This window comes from Phaeodactylibacter sp., assembly GCF_022763345.1.
In the GTDB taxonomy this organism is placed as follows: Bacteria; Bacteroidota; Bacteroidia; order Chitinophagales; family Saprospiraceae; genus Phaeodactylibacter.
Map to the genome: position 1 here is coordinate 33,151 of NZ_JALEGS010000040.1, position 20,693 is coordinate 53,843.

The window sequence follows — 20,693 nt, forward strand, 5'->3', positions numbered from 1 at the left end:
TTTACAGCTAAAATCAATTAGAAGCTGAATTTATGAAGCAAATACTATTCCTTTTTGCGCTTGCCGCTGCCGTCTTTGTGGCTGGCTGTGGCAACTCTGATGACAACGGTGGGCCCGCCACTACAGAGCTTACCCTCCTGGCTACGGGCACCTACGGAGACGACCCGCTCGTGATGTTTGAGCGGACCTATGAGTACGAAGACAATATGGCGCTGCAGATGCAACTGCTGCAGACTTACCTTTCTGACATCGCGCTGGTCTACGAAGAAGACGGTGTCGAAAAAGAAGAATTGATGACCGATGTTGCGTTGGTCAGCTTTGGCAATGTCTTCACGGACGAAGATGCCGCCGAAGGCGTGGAAGTTGTTAAGATGGAAGTGCCCGTCCGCAACTACACGGGGTTAAAAATCGGGCTCGGTGTTTCTCCCGAGCTTAATGCGACTATTCCACCTGACTACGACCTGACGCACCCGCTGTCTCAGAACTACTGGGAAGATGCCTCCAGCTATATCTTTTTTAAAGTAGAAGGTAATGCAGATTTGGATGCCGATGGGCAGTTCCAGGATAAGCTCACCTACCATGTCGGGGGTGACAACAACTACAGCACGGTCCAATTTACCGGAGCAATTGACCTAGAAAAAGGAACGCCGAAGACCCTCGCCCTAAACATCGACCTTCAGAAAATCCTGATCAAAGGAGACGGGACGTACTGGGATTTCCGGGAAGGGCAGTTTGCGCATTCCACCACTTCTCCGGCTGCTGTTTTCATGGGTGAGAATTTCCCGAATGCAGTCCGCCTTGAAACCCGGTAAATGACAAAACGCCCCTGGCATATGATCGGGGCAGCTTTACTGTTGTTCAGTCTGCCTCAATGTACCACTGATCCGGCTGCTTCAGTGAGGGAAACTCCTTTGCAGGGGCCAGCCCACTTTGTACAGTTGGTGGAGGATGCCGCAAACCCATTTAGCCCGGAAAAAGCAGCGCTGGGGCAAATGCTGTTTTTCGATCCTGTCCTTTCCAAAGATTCTACGCTTTCCTGTAGCAGCTGCCACCTGCCGGAGCGAGCCTTCACCGATGGCAAAGCGATCGCAGTGGGCGTTGATAACCTCGAAGGCACCCGCAATGCACCTTCCCTGGTCAATCTGGCCTGGATAACCGAGGGGCTGTTTTGGGATGGCCGCTCCCCCACCCTTGAGGAACAAGCCGTGCATCCGGTCATCAATCCCAATGAACTGGGCAGCGACTGGGCTACGGTGTTGTCTCGTTTGGAAGCGCATCCGGAATATCCCGCCTACTTTGAGAAGGTATTTGGAAAAGGCATCGCACAGCAGACAGTTGTCCATGCCCTGGCGCACTTTCAGCGGAGCCTAATCAGCAGTGAAAGCAAGTACGACAGTGTGATGCGGGGGGAAGCAGCTTACACGGATTTGGAGTTGCATGGCAAGCATATCTTTTTTGATTCTTCAGAAGACCTGCCGGATGGCGAATGCGGCCATTGCCATACGCCACCTCTGTTCACCGATCAGACCTATATGAATAATGGTGTGCAACAGGAGCTGGCTCCTTATCATTATCCAGATGCCGGACGGGGTGCCGTAACGGGCGTAAAATACGACAACGGCCGCTTCAGAGTACCCAGCCTGCGTAACATTACCCTTACGGCGCCCTACATGCACGATGGGCGCTTTGCCACCCTTGAGGAAGTCATTGAGCATTACAACAGCGGGGGGCACCCCGGGCTCAATGTAGACCCCAAAATCAGAAAATTACACTTCAATGACGAGGACAAGCGGGTTTTAATCGCTTTCCTGGGAACCCTGACCGATACTTCATTTGTTCGTAAATTGTCCGATCAAAAAGCTTTGCTACAATGAAAATACCTGCGCTACCCCTTTTTCTTGCTCTGCTCACCCTGACCCTTTTCAGTGCCTGTCAGGAAGATAACACCGGTGATCCTACCGTATGCGATAACTGCCCGCAGGAAGAACCGATACTGGCGGATTACGCCCCGACGGACTATTCCTTTGACTATCTGCCCGATCATTTCCCCAACCCTATCCTTCCGCCGGACAACCCGATGACAGAAGAGGGCATTGCACTGGGCCGCATGCTGTTTTATGATCCCATTCTTTCACGAGACAGCACGATTTCCTGTGGCAGCTGCCACTTTCAGGAGTTGAGCTTTACGGATGGCGCATCGGTGAGCACGGGTATTGACGGTCAGTTGGGGGTACGGTCCTCCATGCCTTTGGTCAACCTCGCCTTTAACCCACGGGGCTTTTTCTGGGATGCCCGCTCCGCCACGCTGGAAGAGCAGGCCCTGGTGCCTATCGAAGACCACCGGGAGATGGATGAGTCCTGGGACGTAGTGGAAGAGAAACTTCGGAATCACCCGGATTATCCGGCAAAATTCCGGGAAGCCTTTGGCATTGAGTACGCGAGTGAAATTGACCGGGATTTGGCCGTAAAAGCGATTGCTCAGTTTGAGCGGACGATGGTCAGCTATCAGTCTCGCTTTGATCAGGTGGTATGGGCACAGCAGGGCTGGCCTACCGAGGAAGAGCAAATGGGGCGTGACCTGTTCTTTGTAGAGCAAGCGTTACCTACTCAAGAGCACCCGGGCTGCTCGCACTGCCACGGTAGTTCTCTTTTCACAGAAAACAACTTTTTCAACAACGGTATCTCTGATGTGGAAGACCTGGAAAGCTTTCCGGACAAGGGCTTCGGAGAGGTGACTGGAAATATTTACGACAACGGCAAGTTCCGGGCACCTACCCTACGCAATATCGCCCTTACCGCACCCTACATGCACGATGGGCGCTTTGCCACACTTGAGGAGGTACTGGACTCTTACGCAGCTGGCGGGCACGGTATCGCCAATGAAGACCCAAACATCCAACCCTTTGCCCTGAGCGATGAACAGAAGCAAGCTATGATCGCCTTCCTGAATATGCTGACGGATACGAGCTTTGTGAATAATCCGGCGTTTAGTAACCCGTTTGGGGAGTAGGTAACGGTAGTATGAGGTGGATGCTTAGGTGATCCACGAGGCACATTCCGCACCTACGGCGCGGGGAAGCGGTTGCAGATTGGAGGTTACCAACATACAGTCCCTAACGGGACTTGAAAAGGTTCCCTTGAGTTTAAAATGCGAATTGAAAATAAGCACTGCTTGGTGTTCAACTCAGCTATGCCATTTCAGTGCCCCATTAGGGGCACAATATGGGTAAACCTAAGACATAGCACTAGCTCCGCGCCGTTAGGTGCGGAATGTGAGTTGCTCAAGGCTTCTACACGATAAACGCCGCTCTGTTGATCTCTCCTTAGCATACCTGAACTTCAACGGAGGCACTTTCCCAACCTACGGCGCGGGGAAAGCGGTAGCATTGTGGTTACCCGCATACAGTCCCCAACGGGACTTAAAGCCTTTGCTTCCTTGTTCTCAAAGTTCTACAAGAGGAATTGGTAAAAAAAACCTTGGGGGGACCGAGCTATATCACCCTAATGCTCCGCTAGGGGGCAAAATGTCAATAACTCTAAGACATCGCAATAATCCCGCGCCATAGGTGCGGAAGGTAAAATTTACTATTTCTACTGTAAAAATGAGATGGTTAGCCTGCCTTGTCCCAGTTTAATTAAGTGGAATAGGGAATCAAGGCTTATATTTGTAAGGCAAACGCTTTCTAAATAACCGCTCACTCTTAAAATCAATGCCGAATACCTACACCCAAATTCATATACAAGCCGTCTTTGCTGTGCGCTACCGGCAAGCTGTCCTACAAAAAGAGTGGCAGGAAGAATTATATCGTTACATCACCGGCATTGTACAAAACCACAACCATAAGGTTCTTCAAATTGGAGGTATGCCAGACCACGTACACCTCTTCTTTGGCATGCGCCCCACTCAATCCTTGTCTGACCTCATGAGAGTTGTCAAAGGAGAATCTTCAGAGTGGATTAACAAGAGTGGTTTCTGTAAAGCCAATTTTTCCTGGCAGAGCGGGTATGGTGCGTTTTCTTATGCCAAATCCCAGGTGCCCAGGGTAATCCGGTATATTCAAAACCAGGAAGAGCACCACCGGAAAAAAACTTTTTTGGAAGAGTATGAAGACTTCCTAAAAGCCTTCGAGGTGGAGTATGATGAACGGTTTGTTTTTAAACCTTTGGAGTGATTTACATTCCGCACCTACGGCGCGGGGAAGCGGCACCAGATTGGAGGTTACCCACATACAGTCCCTAACGGTACTTCAAGGGGTGAACTACACGTTCGCCCGAAAAAAAAACGCCCTGACCGTAGCCCCTTCTCCCCTTCAATAGGACGAAACGCTACCAGTGCAATGCCCCGCTAGGGGCAAAATATGGGTAACCCCAAGGCATCGCTCCGGCTCCGCGCCGTTAGGTGCGGAATGTGAGTTGCTCAAGGCATCTACACGATAACGCCGCTCAGTTGATTAGCAGGTCTTTTTGGGAGGCACATTCCGCACCTACGGCGCGGGGAAAGCGGTTGCAGATAGGAGGTTACCAACATACAGTCCCTAACGGGACTTGAAAAGGTTCCCTTGAGTTTAAAGAGCGAATTGAAAATAAGCACTGCTTGGTGTTCAACTCAGCTATGCCATTTCAATGCCCCATTAGGGGCACAATGTGGGTAAACCTAAGACATAGCATTAGCTCCGCGCCACAGGTGCGGAATGTGAGTCTGGATAACTATCAAGTCAAAAAGAAAACAGCACAACCCCAGTTCAAGTCTACTTATAGTCCTCCCGCACCGGGTGAAAAACATCAATCAGGTAACAATCCGTAAGCGCCTCCGCCGAATGTGGGGTGTTACCGGGAATCACCACAGCATCTCCGGCTTCACAGATCTTTGTTTCACCGTCGACAGTCATTGAAAGCTTTCCGGAGATCACGTTGGTGACTTGCTGATGCGGGTGCAGATGCTCAGGCAGGATACTCCCCCGTTGAGCTTGTACATGACCGATAGTCATTTCATCCGTATGAATAAGGCGGGCGGTGAAGCCAGGGACCAGCTCCTTTTCACGGATATCTTCCTTAAGCCGTAGAAAACTATTGCTGCTCATCTTCAGTTACCGGATTTGCAGGTGGTTTTTCGAAGAAATACAGCAGGTCGGAAATCACCTCTTTCAAATCCTTACGGTCCACGATAAAATCGAGGAAGCCATGCTCCAAAAGAAACTCCGAAGTTTGGAAGCCTTCCGGCAACTCCTTTTTAATCGTTTCCTTGATGACCCGGGGGCCGGCAAAACCAATCAGTGCTTCCGGCTCCGCAAAATTGATATCGCCAAGCATGGCAAAAGAAGCTGTTACACCACCCGTGGTCGGATCCGTCATTAAAGAGAAATAAGGCACTTTAGCCCTCGCTAGTTGGGTAAGCTTAGCCGAAGTCTTCGCCATTTGCATCAGCGAAAATGCCGACTCCATCATCCGGGCGCCGCCTGACTTGGAAATCATCAGAAAAGGAATGCGGTGCTCAATACAGTGGTCAATGGCCAGCGCGATCTTTTCCCCCACAACGGAGCCCATAGACCCGCCGATAAACTTGAAATCCATCGCCGCAATCACCAGGGAACGGCGATTGACTTTTCCTTTCGCTACAGCTACCGCGTCCGTGAGGCCGGTTTTGTCTTTAGCATCCTCCAACCGCTCGGTGTAGGGCTTGAGGTCTGTGAAGTTCAGGAAGTCCTTAGAACGCAAATCTTCATAAAGCTCCTCGTACTGCCCATCGAAAATCAGGCCGAAGTAATCGTAGGAACGCAGACGGACATGGAAGTTGCAATGCGGGCATTTAAAGTAGTTGTCCTTTAATTCCTTAACGGTAGACGTTTCCTTGCAGCGCCGGCATTTGTACCATAGTCCTTCAGGGGTGTCCTTTTTATTTCGTGTGGCGGTTTGAATGCCATCTTTGAGTCGTTTAAACCAGCCCATTCAGTTGCTTTTTGGATGATGATTAGTTTTCGCTGTTACAGCAACACAAAAGGTTTTCGGGGGTCGCACCACTGTTGAGCAACGGTAAAAGCACCTTGCCGCAAACAGGCAGTGTATTGATTGTCAGCGGTATACGATCATAAAAAGCTTATTTATCCAGCTTTGCCTGTCGTAAAAACGCATCCAAAATAATGCGCACGGGGGCAAATCTAATAAAAAACCAGATACTTATTTGTACCGATAGGCCCGGACAGCGTTGACAAATGCCTTAACACCTTCCAGGGGCGTATCCGGATAAACACCGTGCCCCAGGTTGGCAATATGCCCCCTGCCATAGCGGTCCAGCATGGCTACAGCTGCCTGCGCTACCTCCTCAGGCGGAGCGTACAACTGGCAAGGGTCCAGGTTGCCCTGCAATACTTTATCAGGCCCTATCCATTCCCGGGCAAGTTCAGGGGGCGTGTTCCAGTCCAGCCCAACTACCTGACAATCCACCTGCCCAAGGTCTTTGTAGACAAACCAGGCGCCCTTCGAAAATACAGTGACCGGAACATCGGTAATGGATTCCGCAATCACCTTTATATACGGCAGTGCAAACTCCCGGTACTGTGCCGGGCTGAGAATGCCCGCCCAGGAATCAAAAACCTGGACAAGCTGCGCGCCGCTTTCGACCTTCAGCTTGAGGTAAGCAATGATCGTTTCCGAAATCTTCTCCAGCAACTGATGGGCAAGCTTTGGGTCTGTGTAAAGTAGCTTCTTGGCTTTTGAGAACGTCTTGCTGCCACTGCCTTCCACCATGTATGCCAGCAGCGTCCAGGGCGCGCCCGAGAAGCCGATGAGGGGCACCCGGCCATCCAGTTGCTGCCGCGTGAGGGCCACGGCATCGTAAACGTACTGCAGTTCAGCCGCTGCGTCGGCACCACTTGTCAGCTTTTGAACGTCCGCCTCGCTCTTGATCACTTCCGGAAAAAGCGGCCCACGTTTCTCTACCATTTCATAGGGCAGCCCCATCGCCTCGGGGATGACCAGAATATCAGAAAAGATGATCGCAGCGTCCACATTGAGCTCGTCTACCGGCTGAATGGTCACTTCGGCAGCAAGCTCCGGTGTTTCCACCAATTCTTTAAAGCCGGAAAGCCGGTTGCGAATGGCGCGGTACTGTGGCAGGATGCGCCCTGCCTGCCGCATTAGCCATACCGGCGGGCGTTCCACCGCCTCTCCACGGGCGGTTCTTAGAAAGAGGTCATTCTTTGTGCTCATGCGGCAAACTTAGCCAAATTTTTATTTTGCTTGCTATAAAATGTCTAATTTGGGGGCTTCAACTACCTGACCTTACACGATTATGATAAAAAACTTACCGCTGCACTGGAAGATCATCATTGGCCTTATTGCCGGTATTATTTACTCTCTCGTTTCCAGCTCACTGGGATGGAATGGTTTTACCCAAAACTGGATTGACCCCTTTGGCACCATCTTTATCCGCCTGTTGAAATTTATCGCTGTACCACTTGTCCTGTTTTCCATCATTGGCGGTGTCGCAGGGCTTCCTGACCCTGCAAAACTGGGCAGAATGGGGGCAAAGACCCTGGTAGCCTATGTCGTCACCACGGTAGCAGCGGTTACCGTCGGGCTGGTGGTGGTGAACCTGTTCCAGCCAGGCGACTATATCGATGAAGGGCAGCGGGTCAAGAACCGGCTCAAGTACGAATTATGGGCAGAAAGCACCCCTGGCGGACGTATATTAGACGGGGAGCGATACCTTTCCAAGCCAGAGTACGCAGACCTTGTGGCCGAAGCAGAAGCCGCCATGAAGACAGAAATGAGCGACGAAGGTGTGGAAGCCCGGATGAAAGCCGCTGAGCAATTTAAAGAAGCAGGCCCGTTGCAGTTTTTAGTAGACTTCGTGCCCGACAACATCTTCGCAGCACTGACCGATTCAGGCCGCATGCTGCAAGTTATCTTCTTTGGGATTTTCTTTGGCATTATGTTGTTGCTCATCCCTCAGGAAAAGGCACAACCGGTACGGCAGCTTATTGATGGCGTCAATGAAGTCTTCCTCAAAATGGTAGAAGTCGTAATGGAAGCCGCACCGTTTTTCGTTTTTGCCCTCATGGCAGGGGTGATTTCCAAAATGGCCAGTACACCGGCAGAGGTTATCGAAATATTTAAAGGCCTGCTCAGTTACTCCATTGCCGTACTGATCGGGCTCCTGTTCATGATTTTTGTTTTTTATCCTCTGGTCGCTTCCTTTTTCGTAAAGAAACTATCCTACGGTGGGTTCTTCCGGCGCATCAGCCCGGCGCAGTTCCTGGCTTTTTCAACGAGCTCCAGTGCGGCCACACTGCCCGTGACGATGGAATGCGTCCGGGACAACATCGGGGTTTCTCAAAATGTCACCAACTTCGTACTCCCCATTGGGGCAACCGTTAATATGGACGGTACAAGCCTCTATCAGGCCATTGCGGTGGTCTTTTTAGCTCAGATGCACCTGGTAGACCTGACCCTTGGGCAACAGCTGACGATCGTGCTCACCGCCACGCTGGCTTCCATCGGCTCAGCTGCCGTGCCCAGTGCAGGCCTGGTTATGATGATCGTAGTGCTGCAATCTGTAGGGCTCAACCCGGCCTGGATCGCGATCATCTTCCCGGTGGACCGGATCCTGGATATGTGCCGGACGGTGGTAAATGTGACCGGGGATGCAACGGTTTCCACCCTGATTGCCCAAACGGAAGGCGAACTGGATGTGAAACGGCTCGAAGAACTTGAAACTGTTTAATTTTAAATACCCATGGCTGAACAACAACTGCTTGGAATTGGCTCCCGGGTCAAGCACCCGGCTTACGGTGATGGCGTCGTCATCCGATTGCACAAAGTGGCCTACGATGTATGCTTCATGGTTTATGGCATCAAACAGGTCGGTAAGGAATACGATAAATGGGAAATCATTGATGCGGTCCCGGCTGAGGAAGGGGTCTCCTTCAACGAGATCGAAAAGTCCCTGATCAAAGTCCTCCGCAATTTTTCAGATTTACAGGAAATCACGGAGCTGGGCAACCGCTGGGAAGGCGGCAAACTCATACTGGAGCCGGGCGATCCGGCAAAAGCTAAGGAGATGCCCATCGAGAGTTTTTTCCATAAAATCGTGATGGTCCGCGACCGCTTGCGCGTAATGGAACAGCGCATTAACAGCAGCAATCTGAACGATGAAGAAAAAGTCAATCTGCAGCAGTACATCACCCGCATTTACGGCAGCCTGACCAGCTTCAATGTGCTGTTCAAGTACAAAGAAGACCAGTTTAGAGGAACAAAATCCTAAATCGGGGGAGATTTCGGGCAACAAAATGGAAAAATTAACATTTGAGCCTTAAAAATGTATCTTTCGACCGATTATGGAGTATAGTATAAAAAGCAAAACCAGCAAACCCGAATATTACATGAACAACGCTTCCCGGCTAGCCGCCCTGCTGATCGTTTCCGTTATGCTGTTACAGCACACCGGTTGCATCGTTGTCGAAAATGAGTTTTCGGCTCTGCCTCCCGGCCCATGGCGTGGCGTACTTGAGCTGGAACCCAATCTGGTAACCCCCAACCCCGATGGCGAACCTCTGCCGGAGAAACTCAACCTGGAATTCGAAGAAGTAACCAACGGTGAGCTGCCTTTCAATTTTGAAGTCATCTACACCAACGACACCGATTTCTACATTGAGCTGATCAACGGAGACGAGCGGTTCCGGGTAGATGACATTACGATTGGGCTGGACCGGGCTACCGCGAAAGATACCATCGTGATCAATTTCCCGGTCTACGATTCCCGCATCGAAGCTATTTACGAAGAAGATGTCATGGAGGGTGAATGGATCGTCAACAACCGGGGCGAGGACTACCGTATCCCCTTTAAAGGCTATCACGGAAAAGGCCATCGTTTTACCACGCTCCGCAAAACGCCTAAAATGGACCTGAGCGGCAAATGGGCGGTAACCTTTGGAGTGGAAGGAGCGGAAAGCGATCAGTACCCGGCAGTAGCTGAGCTAAAGCAAGATGGAAATGCTTTGACCGGCACCTTTATGACCGAAACGGGCGATTACCGCTTTTTAGAGGGCAGTGTGCAGACCGACAAAGTCTACCTCAGCTGTTTCGACGGCGCCCATGCCTTTATGTTTGAAGCCCGGATCCGGGAAGACGGCAGCCTCTTGGGCTCCTTCCGTTCCGGCAAACACTTTCAGACCCTTTGGACGGCCAAAAAAGATCCGGAGGCCACGCTGGCTGACCCCGATAGCCTGACCGGGCTGAAGGCGGGCTACTCTACACTTGAGTTTGCTTTTCCTACCCCTTCTGGTGATACCCTTCGGTTTCCGGATGCCCGGTATGAAGGCAAGGTCGTCATCGTGCAGCTGCTCGGCACCTGGTGCCCCAACTGCCGGGATGAAACGGAATTCCTGAAAGCATACCTGGAGAACCACCCACAGGCTGACCTGGAGGTCATCGGGCTCGCTTTTGAGCGCCACGAAGACCCGGAAAAAGCGATGGAGGCCATCCGGCGTTTTAAAGATCATCTGAATCCGGGCTATGACATCGCACTTGCCGGGCCCGCTGACAAATCAGCAGCCGCAGCAGCCCTGCCGATGCTATCCGAAGTCATTGCCTATCCCACGATGATTATCCTAAACAAAAACGGCGAAGTAGAGCGCATACATACCGGTTTCAATGGTCCTGCCACCTCTGCCTATGCGGATTTCAGGAAAGATTTTAATACATTTATAGCTAGCCTGCTGGAGTGAGTGACGGAGAAAAAATAAATGATGGAATTTTCTTTATTCCCGTCATACTACTGAGCATAATACCCAAAAATCATCAACAATCATGAGTACGAATAGTATTGCACTGGCCTACTGCGCTGACAATGAATCTACCGTTGCAGAAGTTCAGGAGCACTTGTCTGCCTCTCCTTACACTTTTCACCATTATTCCTGCAACCGGTCGACGGATAACAACTTCCTGACTGATCAGTTGCTCGGGCAGTCAGACCCCATCTTGCTTTTCATTAGCGACAATTACCTGAAGTCGGCCCAATGCATGAGCCGGGGGCTGAAGCTATTGCAGGAAAAGCGGCACGATATTCTGCCGATTATCATTGATGGCATCACCGAAGATCCGGCGACAGGGCAGAAAAAAGCGGTGCATACCGATTTTGAGCGGGTAAGCGATATTATTCAGTACATCAATTACTGGCAGGACCAATACCTCGACCTGCGCCGGCAGAAGCGGCAGATGAGCGAGCTCGATGAAGACCACTTTAATTCGCATCTAAAAGTGATGCGGGAGGTATCCAGCGAAGTGGGTGAATTTCTCCGTTTGCTGCGCAGTATGAACTACCTGATCTTGCCCCAGTTCAAAGCCAATGCCTACCAGCAATTTTTCATCTTCACAGAAGACGAAGCCAGTTGGGCCTCCTTCAAAACCACCTTTAGTGCTCCTGTTTCGCATCGGGAAACGCCTGCCCCGGAACCGGATGCCCGTGAAGTAGAAATCGAAGCAGCGCCGGAACCAGACCCCGAAATCATCGCCAATATACCAGGCATAGACAAACTCTACCCGGAGCAAAACGAAAGCAACGTCAGCCCGGATATGGATGAAGCGGTGGAGGATATGCCTACTGAGGCGCCGGAATTCAATGAACAGGAAGATGAAGATGTGGTAGCCGACACTCCTACGCCCGAAACAGAGACTGGCTTCAGCCCTGAGGAAGAGGAGGAGGAACCTGAGGCTGAAGAAGCAAATATGGAAGATGGCTCCGGGTACTGGCAGCAATCGGGCGATCAGGAACATGAGGAAGTCTTCGAGCCTGCTGCTGAAGAAACCGAGCCGGAAGAAGAGGAAGCTTCAACCGAAATACAGGACCAGGACCGAATTGAGCGTGCCCTGAGCCTCCTCAATAACGGACAGGTAGAGGATGGGCTGCAAACCATGGCTGATGCCATCGAGGCACAACCTGATAACGCCGCCCTTCGCTACCATTATGCGTTGATGCTTGCCCGGTCCCGCAAGGATTACCATTCCGCTCGTGAAGAGCTGCTGCCGGTTATTGAGCTGGACCCGGAAAATACAGATGCGCTGTTTTTGCTCGGAGAACTGGAAGAGCTGGATGGCGATTTCAGTTCTGCCCGCAACCATTACCTGATGCTGCTTGATGTGGATGAAGATTATCCAAATGCGTACTACCGACTGGGCATGATCACGGCTGCTCATTTTGAAGAAGAACGTGCCGAAGCTGCTAAATACTTCAAAAAAGCGGCGAAGCAGGACAGAAGCAACTACGATGCGCTCTACCAATATGCACTGCTCCTGAATGAAGTGCTTGGTAAGCCTGAAAAAGCAGTGAAGTATTTCAAAAAAACCTTGAAAATCAATGCTTTCCATCCGTTTGCGTACTACGATATGGCACTGGTCTACCATCAGCTTGGCGAATACCGAAAGGCAGCAGATGCTTATCAGAAAGCGATTCAGATCAATCCGGAGCTGAAGACTGCGGAAAATGACGAAGCTTTCGCGATTGCCGCTGCTCAGGCGGAGCAACAGGAACAACAAAAGCAACCTTCTACAACTCCTTCAAGCGTTGTCAACATTGGTGCTATCGAAGCCCTCAAGGACAGTATCGTTCAACTCGAACAGTTACTAAGGGAAAAAGAAGAAACGGTCAATAATTTACAGGGGCAGCTTGCCGCCCGCCCGGCTACGCCTCCGCCCCCACCCCGCCCTAAGGTCGATCAGACTGTTTTGATAACCGGCGCGACTTCTGGTATCGGCATGGCAACAGCTTCGTTGTTTGCAGAAAAAGGCTATCGCGTGATTATCACCGGGCGGCGCAGGGAGCGTTTGGACCTCTTCCGCTCACAGCTTACGGAGCAGTTTGAAGCAGAAGTAATGCCCTTGACTTTTGATGTGCGCAGTGAACAGGAGTGCGAAGCCGCACTCAACCAACTGAGCGGGCATTGGGCCGATGTCGACATCCTGGTTAATAATGCTGGCAAAGCTAAAGGGCTGGCTCCAGTGCACGAAGGAGAATTCCGCCACTGGGAGGAGATGATTGATACGAACCTCAAAGGGCTGCTGTATATGACGCGTCTTGTGGCTCCAGGTATGGTCGCGCGCGGCAGCGGTCATATCATTAATATCTGCTCTACAGCGGGCAAGGAGGCCTATCCAAATGGCAATGTCTACAACGCTACTAAATTTGGGGTGGATGGCCTGACCAAAGCCATGAGAATGGACCTCCATAAACACGGGGTGCGGGTTGGCATGGTGAGCCCGGCACATGTGGAAGAAACCGAGTTTGCCCTGGTCCGATTCGATGGCGATGAGCAAAAGGCCCGGATTTATGAGGACTTCAAACCATTGTCCAGCCACGATGTCGCAGCGTCCATCTACTTTATGGTTACTCAGCCGGCACATGTCAATATCCTTGATGTGGTCCTGCAGGGTACACAGCAAGCCAGCAGTACCATCATCGATCGTTCGGGAAGAGACCGGTACGAAGAGGAGGAATAACCCAGCGAAGATGATTGGGAAGGAGTTGCAGGGCTTCGATGGTCATCATCGAAGCCCTGTCTGTTTCAGTCTATTGCTTCAGGAATTTGACCTGATGGATTTGGTGATGCATTTTTACTTTTGCGACGTACCAGCCCGCAGGCCAGTTTTGAATGTCAATTTGATGGACAGCCCTGCCCTGCTGATGCCCTTTTGTCAATTCAACCAACTGCCCGTTAGCATTCAGAATGGCAATTTCATAGGCCCGCCTGGGATAAATATTTGAGAAAGAAAGGTTGACAAAGGCTGTGGCCGGATTCGGATGAGCTTCCACGGCAGATTGAAGTTCCAGTTCATTAACCTGAACCACGGTGGTGTCTTCCATTTCCTGTTCAACAATTAAGGAATCAAGCGGATAGGAAAGAATTGACCGGGCAAATGTCCCCACCAGCAAACGGTTGTTGATGCTGTCGTACTCCAGGTCGTATACTGGTACGAAGGGAAGATCGGACCCAAGTCTCTCCCACTGCATACCGGCATTCATAGTGCCATATACCCCTCCGTCAGTACCTGCGAAAAGGATAGAATCCTGATGACCCGGCAAAATGTATACGTCATTAACGGCTAAAGGGGGCAGGTCTCCGGAAATATCTTCCCAGGTTTGACCGGCGTCTTTGCTCCGGTGCAAGTGAGGGATAAAATCATTGTCCTTGTAACCGGAATGAGCCGCATAAACGTAGTCTTCGAAATCAGGGGAGGGTTTCACACTTGTCACGTAACGTTCCGGAAGCCCGGCGCTGATGTTGGTCCACTGCCCACCGGCGTTGTCAGAACGCCAGACATTGGCATCTACTGTCCCCACATACAATCTCCCTTCAACTAACGCCGATTCCTGAATGCTCGTAATCGCATGATAGCGGGGGTGGAGCACCAATCCATCTGTCAAATCTTCGCTGATTGGGGCCCACTGCGGAACAATACCAGCCGTACTTTGGTAAACCCTGAAGGTGCCGGTGTACATCACATCCGGATCGTGAGGGCTGATGATGTAAGGCATATCCCAGTCCCGGCGATCGGTCGGAATAATCCCTTCAGTGGCACTAAACCAGGACTGCCCTTCGTCAGAAGAGCCCACGATGTTCCCTCTTTGAGTCTCTGCGTAAATCACCTGCGGCAAATCCGGACGGAAAGCCGTCTGAAAGCCATCCCCACCGTAAATGCGGGGCCATTCGAATTCGAGATTGGGCCCGCCGGACGTTCCGTTGTCCTGAGCCCCCCCGTACACCCAATTGGGGCGGTGAGGGTTCCAGGCTATCCGGTAGTACTGGCTGGTGGGTATGCGTTCCATGTCTTCCCAGATAAAGGCGCTGTAATCCGAACGGTACAGCCCGCCATCGGTAGCCAGTAGAATATTTTCCTGACTGTCAAACACCAGGTCGTGCTTATCGGCATGGACCTCGTAGATAAACCAGGGAGGGGATGCCATAGCCCAGTTTGCGCCACCATCCGGCGACCGCCACAGGTCCACGCCAAGCAGAAAGATATCGTCTTCAGAAACCGGGCTTACCCGGAGTTTGCCAAAGTACCAGCCAAAGCCTCCAAGGGCATCTGTAGGCAAGCCATTCATCCCCAGGTTTTCGGTGATCAGGCTCCAGGACTCTCCTTCGTCTTCTGATTTGTAAATGCCTTGCAACTGGCTATTCGGCCCTACGTACATGGCATAGACATTTTCGGGCGCGGCAGGTGTGACGGCCAGCCCCACCCGTCCGGTAGGTTCCATAGGAAGGCCTCCGGAGAGCATCTCCCAGGTCAATCCGCCATCCATAGACCGGAACACTTTAGCGCCTGGCCCGGTGACCAGGCTCTCGGTATTGCTCCGGATCCGGTCCCAGCCGCTGGCGTAGAGCACCTCCGGGTTAGCGGGGTGGCGCACCAAATCAATGGCGCCCGCCTGATCACTGATGAACAAGGTTTGCACCCAACTCGCCCCACCGTCTGTAGATTGATAGATACCACGCTGTGTATTGCGTTCAAAAGGGAGGCCCATGGCTGCCACCGTTAGTATATCGGGTTGGTCAGGATGGACCAGGATACGGGGTAGGATGCGTTGTGCCTGAAGCCCGAGTTTTTCCCAGGTTTGCCCGCCGTCCTCGCTTCTGTAAAGGCCGTCCCCTATCCCAGGGTGCGAACTGATATTCGGATCGCCGGTAGCTACGTATACGCGCTCAGGATCGGTGGGGTCTATTTCGATATCTCCAATAGCCAGGAAAGGTTGGTCGTCAAAAATGGGAGCCCAGGAAGCTCCGTCATCGGTGGTCTTCCAAACGCCTCCTCTGGAAAAGCCAATATAAATGGTCGCATCATCCTGAGGGTGTACAGCAATAGTATTGATTCGGGCACCAAGGTTTCCAGGGCCTCTGACCGTCCAGGGCTGATCGAAGCCGGGAAAAGCCCCCGACCGCAATTGCAGCGCTGCCCTGGCTTTGGAAAGGGCTTTTTCATACCCTTTAAGGTTGAAATGGTCGTCCGGATAGGACCGCTTAAGGAAGAAGTCTTCTGACGGCTGGTGCTTAGCGTCAAAGGAGGAGAAACTGGAGTCATAATCTTGCCCGCATCCCCACAAAAAGCACAAGGATAGCACGGCAAGAAGAAGTCTGTTTTTCATACAGCAGATTGTTGTTACAAGAAAGGTACAGCATCTGCCGGTTAAAGTTAGTTGCCCTAAACTGAAAAAGCGGTATTTGGCATCATTCAGACAGAATACAGCTTATTGTGGCCGTGGCATATCGTCAAAAAAAGAGCGGATTTCCGTGGATTGCTCCGGCTTCATGCGGCCACTTAGGATTAGGCGGACTTCCCGGCGGCGGGGCGCACTGTCATACCGTTGTTGTTCAATCTCTGTAAGGGCCAGCACAGGCGGGACCGGTATGGGCTTGTGGTCATCATCAAGACCGACGAAGGTATAGTAGGCATGATTGCAGCGACGGGCATCTCCGCCCTTGATATTGTTGGCAAATACCTCTACATAGACTTCCACGGAGGAACGAAACGCCCGTGTGACGGAAGCCTCCAGGGTAACTACATCCCCAACTTTGATGGGCTTTTGAAAAGACACATGGTCTACGGAGGCTGTCACGACATGGGCTTCGCAATGCTTGCCCGCACAAATGCCGGATACAATATCCATCCAGCGCAGCAGGTTGCCGCCCATCAGGTTGCCCATAGGGTTCGTGTCGTTGGGCATAACCATTTCCGTCATTACAGTACGGGACTCGCTTACCCGCTTGGCTTTGCGTTCGCTCATGCTATTATCGGATCATTACCCCTTTGAGGTTGATGAAGGGGATCGTGGTGAAGTTGTTCTCCTGAATACTGCCTTTGACAAAGACGTACTTCTTGTCGTACATATGCCCCTGATGGGTGAAGCTGATCCAGTATTCGTTAGTCAGGTCGAAGAGCTTTACCTGAATAGGCTCAATCTTTACGATCTGTAGTGGGCCAATTTCCTCAAAGAAATGGCGTAGGACTGTGGTCTTCATCTTCTCGCCATCAAGTTCGCCGTAGCCCCGGCTGTTGATCAGCACATTGGAGATCGGCTCCTCCTTCAGGTTAATGAGGTAACTGTCCCAGAGTTCTTCTTCGGTTGTTTGTGCCTCGCGTGGCGCGACAGCGATGGCTACATCTTCCACTTTCAGCTTAGGAATGTCTTTCATCATAGTTGGGTCGGTCATGCCGTTATAGGATTTCATAGGATTCAGCAACTGGGGTTATTTCCCTGCGGGCTGCTTGGATACGTTGGCATCCGCGTATTCGTATTCAAATAACTGTGCAAAGGTGGTTTTTAATTTTGTCTTGACTTCTTCAATATCTACGGTGTACCCCAACTCTGCTTCCATGGAAGTGACCGCTTTGTCATCATCGGCTATGCCGCAGGGTATGATGTGCTCAAAGTGGCTAAGGTTGGTATTGACATTGAATGCAAAGCCATGCATCGTCACCCACCGCTTGAGGTGGACACCAATTGCACAAATCTTCCGCTTAGGCTTTTGGGAGGTGGCCTCAAGCCAGACACCGGTATACCCTTCCTCCCGCGTACCGAAAATACCGTAGGCGGCGAGGGTAAGGATCACGGCTTCTTCAAGGTAGCGGACGTATTTGTGTATATCGGTGAAGAATTCGTCCAGGTCAAAAATCGGATATCCCACGATTTGACCAGGCCCGTGGTAGGTAATATCCCCACCCCGGTTGATCTTAAAAAACTCAAAGCCCTGCGCTTCCAGGTCAGCCTCCGAAAGTAAAAGATGATCCAGAGAACCGCTCTTGCCAAGGGTGTAAACCGGGGAGTGCTCGCAGAACAGCAGATAGTGTGACTGTGGGATCTCCGCCTTACCAGCTTTGCGCTGAGACCGGTTGTGGAGTTTGCGCCCGACAACTTCCTGCAAGCGCGCTTCCTGTAGGTCCCACGCTTCCTGATAGCGGATGCGTCCCAAGTCTTGAAATACAACTTTCTGCATGCTTTTCAAAATGTGCCGCAAAGGTAACGGGATTAGGGTATAAATCAAGTTTTTTAGGGCATTATTCTGATATTTAATCCTTTACATCTCTGCAGGTGGGTATCTTTGAACCTAAATTGCCCATGGGTACGTCAGGGAAACGATTGCTATTTTCATCTTAAGCTTAGTCTCTGACACCTGTAAAATGTAAAAGGACACTTATGCCACATTTGAAAATCACCGCAATCTTTCTTTTCCTATCCCTTTCTATTGCCTATGGTCAGGATAACGATCTCCATCAGCAGCTCCATCAAATGGCCAAGGGGTATCAGTCTGTATTTGGCTTTTCCGGCAATATTAAAGTGGTACAGGGCGGCAAGGAGATCTTTGAACAAAGCTATGGCCTGGCCAATCGAAGCTTCGGTATTGAAAATACGCCCCAAACCCGGTTTTCCATCAACTCTATTTCCAAAACCTTCACAGCGACTGCGATACTAATGCTGGCCAGGGACCAGAAAATTGACCTGCAGGTGCCCATCAAGGCCTACCTGCCTGAGCTCAATGCCCCGTGGAAAGATACCGTCACTGTGCACCACCTGTTGTCTCACACCTCAGGTTTGCCCAGGGAGTCAGGTATTCAGGCCTGCGATGAGCTCTCCTTTATGGAACAACTTAAACTGGTGGAAACCAAGTCGCTGCTTTTTTCTCCGGGCAAGCGTTTTGAATATTCGAACTGCGGGCTAATCCTGCTTGGTGCCATTCTGGAAAAAGTAAGCAACCGGCCCTATGGGGATTTCATACAGCAGGAAATCATTGAGCCGCTCGGCCTAACCAACACCGGCTGCTATCAGGGAAGGAATGTTGTGGCACGTCAGGCAGTCCCTTACCGCTTCTCTGCCAACGGGCTTGAGACTGCCCAGAGGAGCAAACACTTCGGGGATAATGCCGGGGGCGGGCTCTACTCTACTGCCGGAGACCTTTACAAGTATGTGCTTGGGCTCGAGGCCCAAAAGCTGTTGCCGGAAACTTATACTGCGCTGTTGTTTCAGCCACATGTGCAAAGCGGTGAAACAGACTTTGAAGGGTATGCCTGGAGTATTAAAAAATTCGGAGGGGAAAAAATCCACTTTGCAGCAGGCAGCGGCTATGGCACTAAGAGTGTCATCATTCGAATGCCGGATTCCGGCAATTATATCGGTATTACTTCTAATTGGGGCAACACGCCTATTCTTCAATTGCTCAGAGACTTGTATCTTACCCTTATCGGAGCGGAAGCCGCCCCGCCGGCAGAAAATGTGCTGGCCAACCCCAGAGATTACGCTGCGCGGATGGGCGAATATAAATTTGATCAGGAACAACTGACCAGGCACCTGGGCATGGACCGAGCGGTCATCCGGTTGCACGCTTTCGAAGGCAAATTGTTCCTGAACGACGAACTGCTGGCCGAAAAAGAAGGTACCCTGATGCTAACTTATACGAACGAGCTTCGTATACAATTTGAAGGCTCCAAAATGATCATTAACATCAATGGGAATATCATGGAGGGGCAAAAACTGCAAAAATGATTTACCCAGCTTTGAATACAGCAACTGTATCATCTGATAAAAACCACTGATAATATGCGAACCTATCTGCTTACCCCCTGCCTTATTCTTCTCAGCTGCCTGAATCTCCTTGCGCAGCCTGCTCCGGATTTCAGCATCACAGATAGCGAAGGAAACAGCCATCAGCTCTACGCGGATTACCTCAATCAGGGGAAAACGGTGGTGCTCAAACTGTTTTTCACTTCCTGCCCGCCCTGTAATGCCATCGCCAGTTCTACAGAACAGCTTAACCAGGAATGGGGCGGCGGCAACAATGATGTGGTTTTCATTAGCTTGAGTATACTGAGCAACGACACAGACAACCTGGTCAATAACTATAAAGCCAACCACGGCATCACCTATCCTGGGGCAAGCCCGGCGGGCGGTAGCCTGGCAGCCACTGCTCCCTACCAAAATGGCACCTACGGCTTTTTCCTGGGCACTCCCACCTTTGTGGTCATTGCTCCGGATGGCACCGTCGATTATGATCCCAGAGGCTCAAATCAATCCGCGACCATTATGGAAGTGGATGCGGCCATTGAGGCAACAGGTGCTCAGCGACCGCTGGTCAGCCTGGCGAATAACGGGAGTGCTGTAGACCCCCAAGATGACGGCGTAGCCGGCATGGCCCTGGAAATAGTAGAGCTGGACTCCATGGTAGCGCAGACCAATAGTACCGGTTCCTACAGCTTTAACCTGCAGGTCATGCCTGGGCAATCTTACACCCTTCAAGCCACCAAGAATATCAACCCGACCAATGGTGTGAGCACCCTTGACCTGATCTTGCTGAGCCAGCATATCCTTGGCGTGCAGCCCATTACCGATCCCGAGCGCCTCCTCGCCGCAGATGCCAACCGCAGTGGAGGGGTCAGTCTCCTGGATCAAATCCGGATCCGAAAACTGATCCTGAGCATTGACAGCGACTTTGGGGAACAACCTTCCTGGATCGTGATACCTGCAGATTATGACTTTCAAAATCCGGAAGACCCGTTTGATGAAGTATATAACGGCAACCTCAATCAGGCCGTACTCACACCGGGCAGCCTACAGCCCCTGCAATGGAAAGCTATCAAAGTCGGGGACCTCAACCTGGACGCTAACCCAAGGGATTGAAAAGGATAGTATGACCATTTGATGACGCAGCGGT

The 20,693-nt window shown here is 51.4% G+C and carries 17 protein-coding genes; 10 read left to right on the forward strand and 7 right to left on the reverse strand.

All coding sequences use genetic code 11. The annotated features are described in order from the left end of the window. Positions 1–32 precede the first annotated feature (32 nt). From MRY86_RS10820 to tnpA, 4 genes are all read left to right on the forward strand, one after another. Complete coding sequence (locus tag MRY86_RS10820) at positions 33–812, forward strand: MbnP family protein (RefSeq protein WP_293567506.1); 780 nt, start codon at positions 33–35, stop codon at positions 810–812. After that, complete coding sequence (locus MRY86_RS10825; RefSeq protein ID WP_293567508.1) at positions 813–1,874, forward strand: cytochrome c peroxidase; 1,062 nt, start codon at positions 813–815, stop codon at positions 1,872–1,874. Then, positions 1,871–3,010 (forward strand): cytochrome c peroxidase, encoded by a 1,140-nt coding sequence (locus MRY86_RS10830; RefSeq protein WP_293567510.1) that lies wholly within the window; start codon positions 1,871–1,873, stop codon positions 3,008–3,010. Before MRY86_RS10825 ends, MRY86_RS10830 begins: the two co-directional genes overlap by 4 nt. Positions 3,011–3,710: 700 nt before the next feature. Next, on the forward strand, positions 3,711–4,172 hold the full coding sequence (gene tnpA / locus MRY86_RS10835) for an IS200/IS605 family transposase (protein WP_293567511.1): 462 nt from the start codon (positions 3,711–3,713) through the stop codon (positions 4,170–4,172). A 576-nt stretch (positions 4,173–4,748) separates the two neighbouring features. Here tnpA and MRY86_RS10840 read toward each other — a convergent pair. The 3 genes from MRY86_RS10840 to hemE form a co-directional block, all read right to left on the reverse strand. Continuing rightward, the gene (locus tag MRY86_RS10840; protein ID WP_293567513.1) at positions 4,749–5,081 is read right to left on the reverse strand and encodes a cupin domain-containing protein; all 333 of its coding nucleotides are present in this window, start codon (positions 5,079–5,081) and stop codon (positions 4,749–4,751) included. Then, positions 5,068–5,946 carry an acetyl-CoA carboxylase, carboxyltransferase subunit beta gene (accD, locus tag MRY86_RS10845; protein WP_293571438.1) on the reverse strand — a complete coding sequence of 293 codons (879 nt, stop codon included), beginning with the start codon at positions 5,944–5,946 and terminating at the stop codon, positions 5,068–5,070. Before accD ends, MRY86_RS10840 begins: the two co-directional genes overlap by 14 nt. A 228-nt stretch (positions 5,947–6,174) precedes the next feature. Then, positions 6,175–7,206: a uroporphyrinogen decarboxylase gene (gene hemE / locus MRY86_RS10850; RefSeq protein WP_293571440.1), complete on the reverse strand. Its 1,032-nt coding sequence runs from the start codon at positions 7,204–7,206 to the stop codon at positions 6,175–6,177. 85 nt (positions 7,207–7,291) lie between these two features. Between hemE and MRY86_RS10855 the strand changes: the two genes are divergently transcribed. From MRY86_RS10855 to MRY86_RS10870, 4 genes are all read left to right on the forward strand, one after another. Then, entirely contained in the window at positions 7,292–8,722 is a 1,431-nt protein-coding gene (locus tag MRY86_RS10855) for a dicarboxylate/amino acid:cation symporter (RefSeq protein ID WP_366145564.1), read from the forward strand. A gap of 12 nt (positions 8,723–8,734) precedes the next feature. Next, on the forward strand, positions 8,735–9,262 hold the full coding sequence (locus tag MRY86_RS10860; RefSeq protein ID WP_293567002.1) for a hypothetical protein: 528 nt from the start codon (positions 8,735–8,737) through the stop codon (positions 9,260–9,262). 118 nt (positions 9,263–9,380) lie between these two features. Continuing rightward, complete coding sequence (locus MRY86_RS10865) at positions 9,381–10,724, forward strand: TlpA disulfide reductase family protein (RefSeq protein WP_293567003.1); 1,344 nt, start codon at positions 9,381–9,383, stop codon at positions 10,722–10,724. A gap of 82 nt (positions 10,725–10,806) precedes the next feature. Further along, entirely contained in the window at positions 10,807–13,491 is a 2,685-nt protein-coding gene (locus tag MRY86_RS10870) for an SDR family NAD(P)-dependent oxidoreductase (RefSeq protein ID WP_293567004.1), read from the forward strand. Positions 13,492–13,561: 70 nt separating this feature from the next. Here MRY86_RS10870 and MRY86_RS10875 read toward each other — a convergent pair whose 3' ends face one another. From MRY86_RS10875 to lipB, 4 genes are all read right to left on the reverse strand, one after another. Next, positions 13,562–16,135, reverse strand: a complete 2,574-nt coding sequence (locus MRY86_RS10875; protein ID WP_293567005.1) for a T9SS type A sorting domain-containing protein — start codon at positions 16,133–16,135, stop codon at positions 13,562–13,564. 102 nt (positions 16,136–16,237) lie between these two features. Further along, a complete protein-coding gene (locus tag MRY86_RS10880; RefSeq protein ID WP_293567006.1) occupies positions 16,238–16,774 on the reverse strand; it encodes an acyl-CoA thioesterase in 537 nt (178 codons plus the stop codon). A gap of 4 nt (positions 16,775–16,778) precedes the next feature. Continuing rightward, positions 16,779–17,201 (reverse strand): hypothetical protein, encoded by a 423-nt coding sequence (locus MRY86_RS10885; protein ID WP_293571444.1) that lies wholly within the window; start codon positions 17,199–17,201, stop codon positions 16,779–16,781. A 36-nt stretch (positions 17,202–17,237) separates the two neighbouring features. Beyond that, the gene (gene lipB, locus MRY86_RS10890; protein WP_293568748.1) at positions 17,238–17,984 is read right to left on the reverse strand and encodes a lipoyl(octanoyl) transferase LipB; all 747 of its coding nucleotides are present in this window, start codon (positions 17,982–17,984) and stop codon (positions 17,238–17,240) included. A gap of 200 nt (positions 17,985–18,184) precedes the next feature. On the opposite strand from lipB, the gene MRY86_RS10895 reads away from it, so the two are divergent. Together MRY86_RS10895 and MRY86_RS10900 are read left to right on the forward strand one after the other, a co-directional pair. After that, positions 18,185–19,528 (forward strand): serine hydrolase domain-containing protein, encoded by a 1,344-nt coding sequence (locus tag MRY86_RS10895; protein WP_293568746.1) that lies wholly within the window; start codon positions 18,185–18,187, stop codon positions 19,526–19,528. Positions 19,529–19,582: 54 nt separating this feature from the next. Beyond that, entirely contained in the window at positions 19,583–20,659 is a 1,077-nt protein-coding gene (locus MRY86_RS10900; RefSeq protein ID WP_293568744.1) for a redoxin family protein, read from the forward strand. The last annotated feature ends 34 nt before the right edge of the window (positions 20,660–20,693 follow it).

What these genes read in the sequence shown, in the direction of transcription:
- MRY86_RS10820 (WP_293567506.1), top strand. Translation starts at nt 33, where the DNA reads ATGAAGCAAATACTATTCCTTTTTGCGCTTGCCGCTGCCGTCTTTGTG.
- MRY86_RS10825 (WP_293567508.1), top strand. Translation starts at nt 813, where the DNA reads ATGACAAAACGCCCCTGGCATATGATCGGGGCAGCTTTACTGTTGTTC.
- MRY86_RS10830 (WP_293567510.1), top strand. Translation starts at nt 1,871, where the DNA reads ATGAAAATACCTGCGCTACCCCTTTTTCTTGCTCTGCTCACCCTGACC.
- tnpA (WP_293567511.1), top strand. Translation starts at nt 3,711, where the DNA reads ATGCCGAATACCTACACCCAAATTCATATACAAGCCGTCTTTGCTGTG.
- MRY86_RS10840 (WP_293567513.1), bottom strand. Translation starts at nt 5,081, where the DNA reads ATGAGCAGCAATAGTTTTCTACGGCTTAAGGAAGATATCCGTGAAAAG.
- accD (WP_293571438.1), bottom strand. Translation starts at nt 5,946, where the DNA reads ATGGGCTGGTTTAAACGACTCAAAGATGGCATTCAAACCGCCACACGA.
- hemE (WP_293571440.1), bottom strand. Translation starts at nt 7,206, where the DNA reads ATGAGCACAAAGAATGACCTCTTTCTAAGAACCGCCCGTGGAGAGGCG.
- MRY86_RS10860 (WP_293567002.1), top strand. Translation starts at nt 8,735, where the DNA reads ATGGCTGAACAACAACTGCTTGGAATTGGCTCCCGGGTCAAGCACCCG.
- MRY86_RS10865 (WP_293567003.1), top strand. Translation starts at nt 9,381, where the DNA reads ATGAACAACGCTTCCCGGCTAGCCGCCCTGCTGATCGTTTCCGTTATG.
- MRY86_RS10870 (WP_293567004.1), top strand. Translation starts at nt 10,807, where the DNA reads ATGAGTACGAATAGTATTGCACTGGCCTACTGCGCTGACAATGAATCT.
- MRY86_RS10875 (WP_293567005.1), bottom strand. Translation starts at nt 16,135, where the DNA reads ATGAAAAACAGACTTCTTCTTGCCGTGCTATCCTTGTGCTTTTTGTGG.
- MRY86_RS10880 (WP_293567006.1), bottom strand. Translation starts at nt 16,774, where the DNA reads ATGAGCGAACGCAAAGCCAAGCGGGTAAGCGAGTCCCGTACTGTAATG.
- MRY86_RS10885 (WP_293571444.1), bottom strand. Translation starts at nt 17,201, where the DNA reads ATGACCGACCCAACTATGATGAAAGACATTCCTAAGCTGAAAGTGGAA.
- lipB (WP_293568748.1), bottom strand. Translation starts at nt 17,984, where the DNA reads ATGCAGAAAGTTGTATTTCAAGACTTGGGACGCATCCGCTATCAGGAA.
- MRY86_RS10895 (WP_293568746.1), top strand. Translation starts at nt 18,185, where the DNA reads ATGCCACATTTGAAAATCACCGCAATCTTTCTTTTCCTATCCCTTTCT.
- MRY86_RS10900 (WP_293568744.1), top strand. Translation starts at nt 19,583, where the DNA reads ATGCGAACCTATCTGCTTACCCCCTGCCTTATTCTTCTCAGCTGCCTG.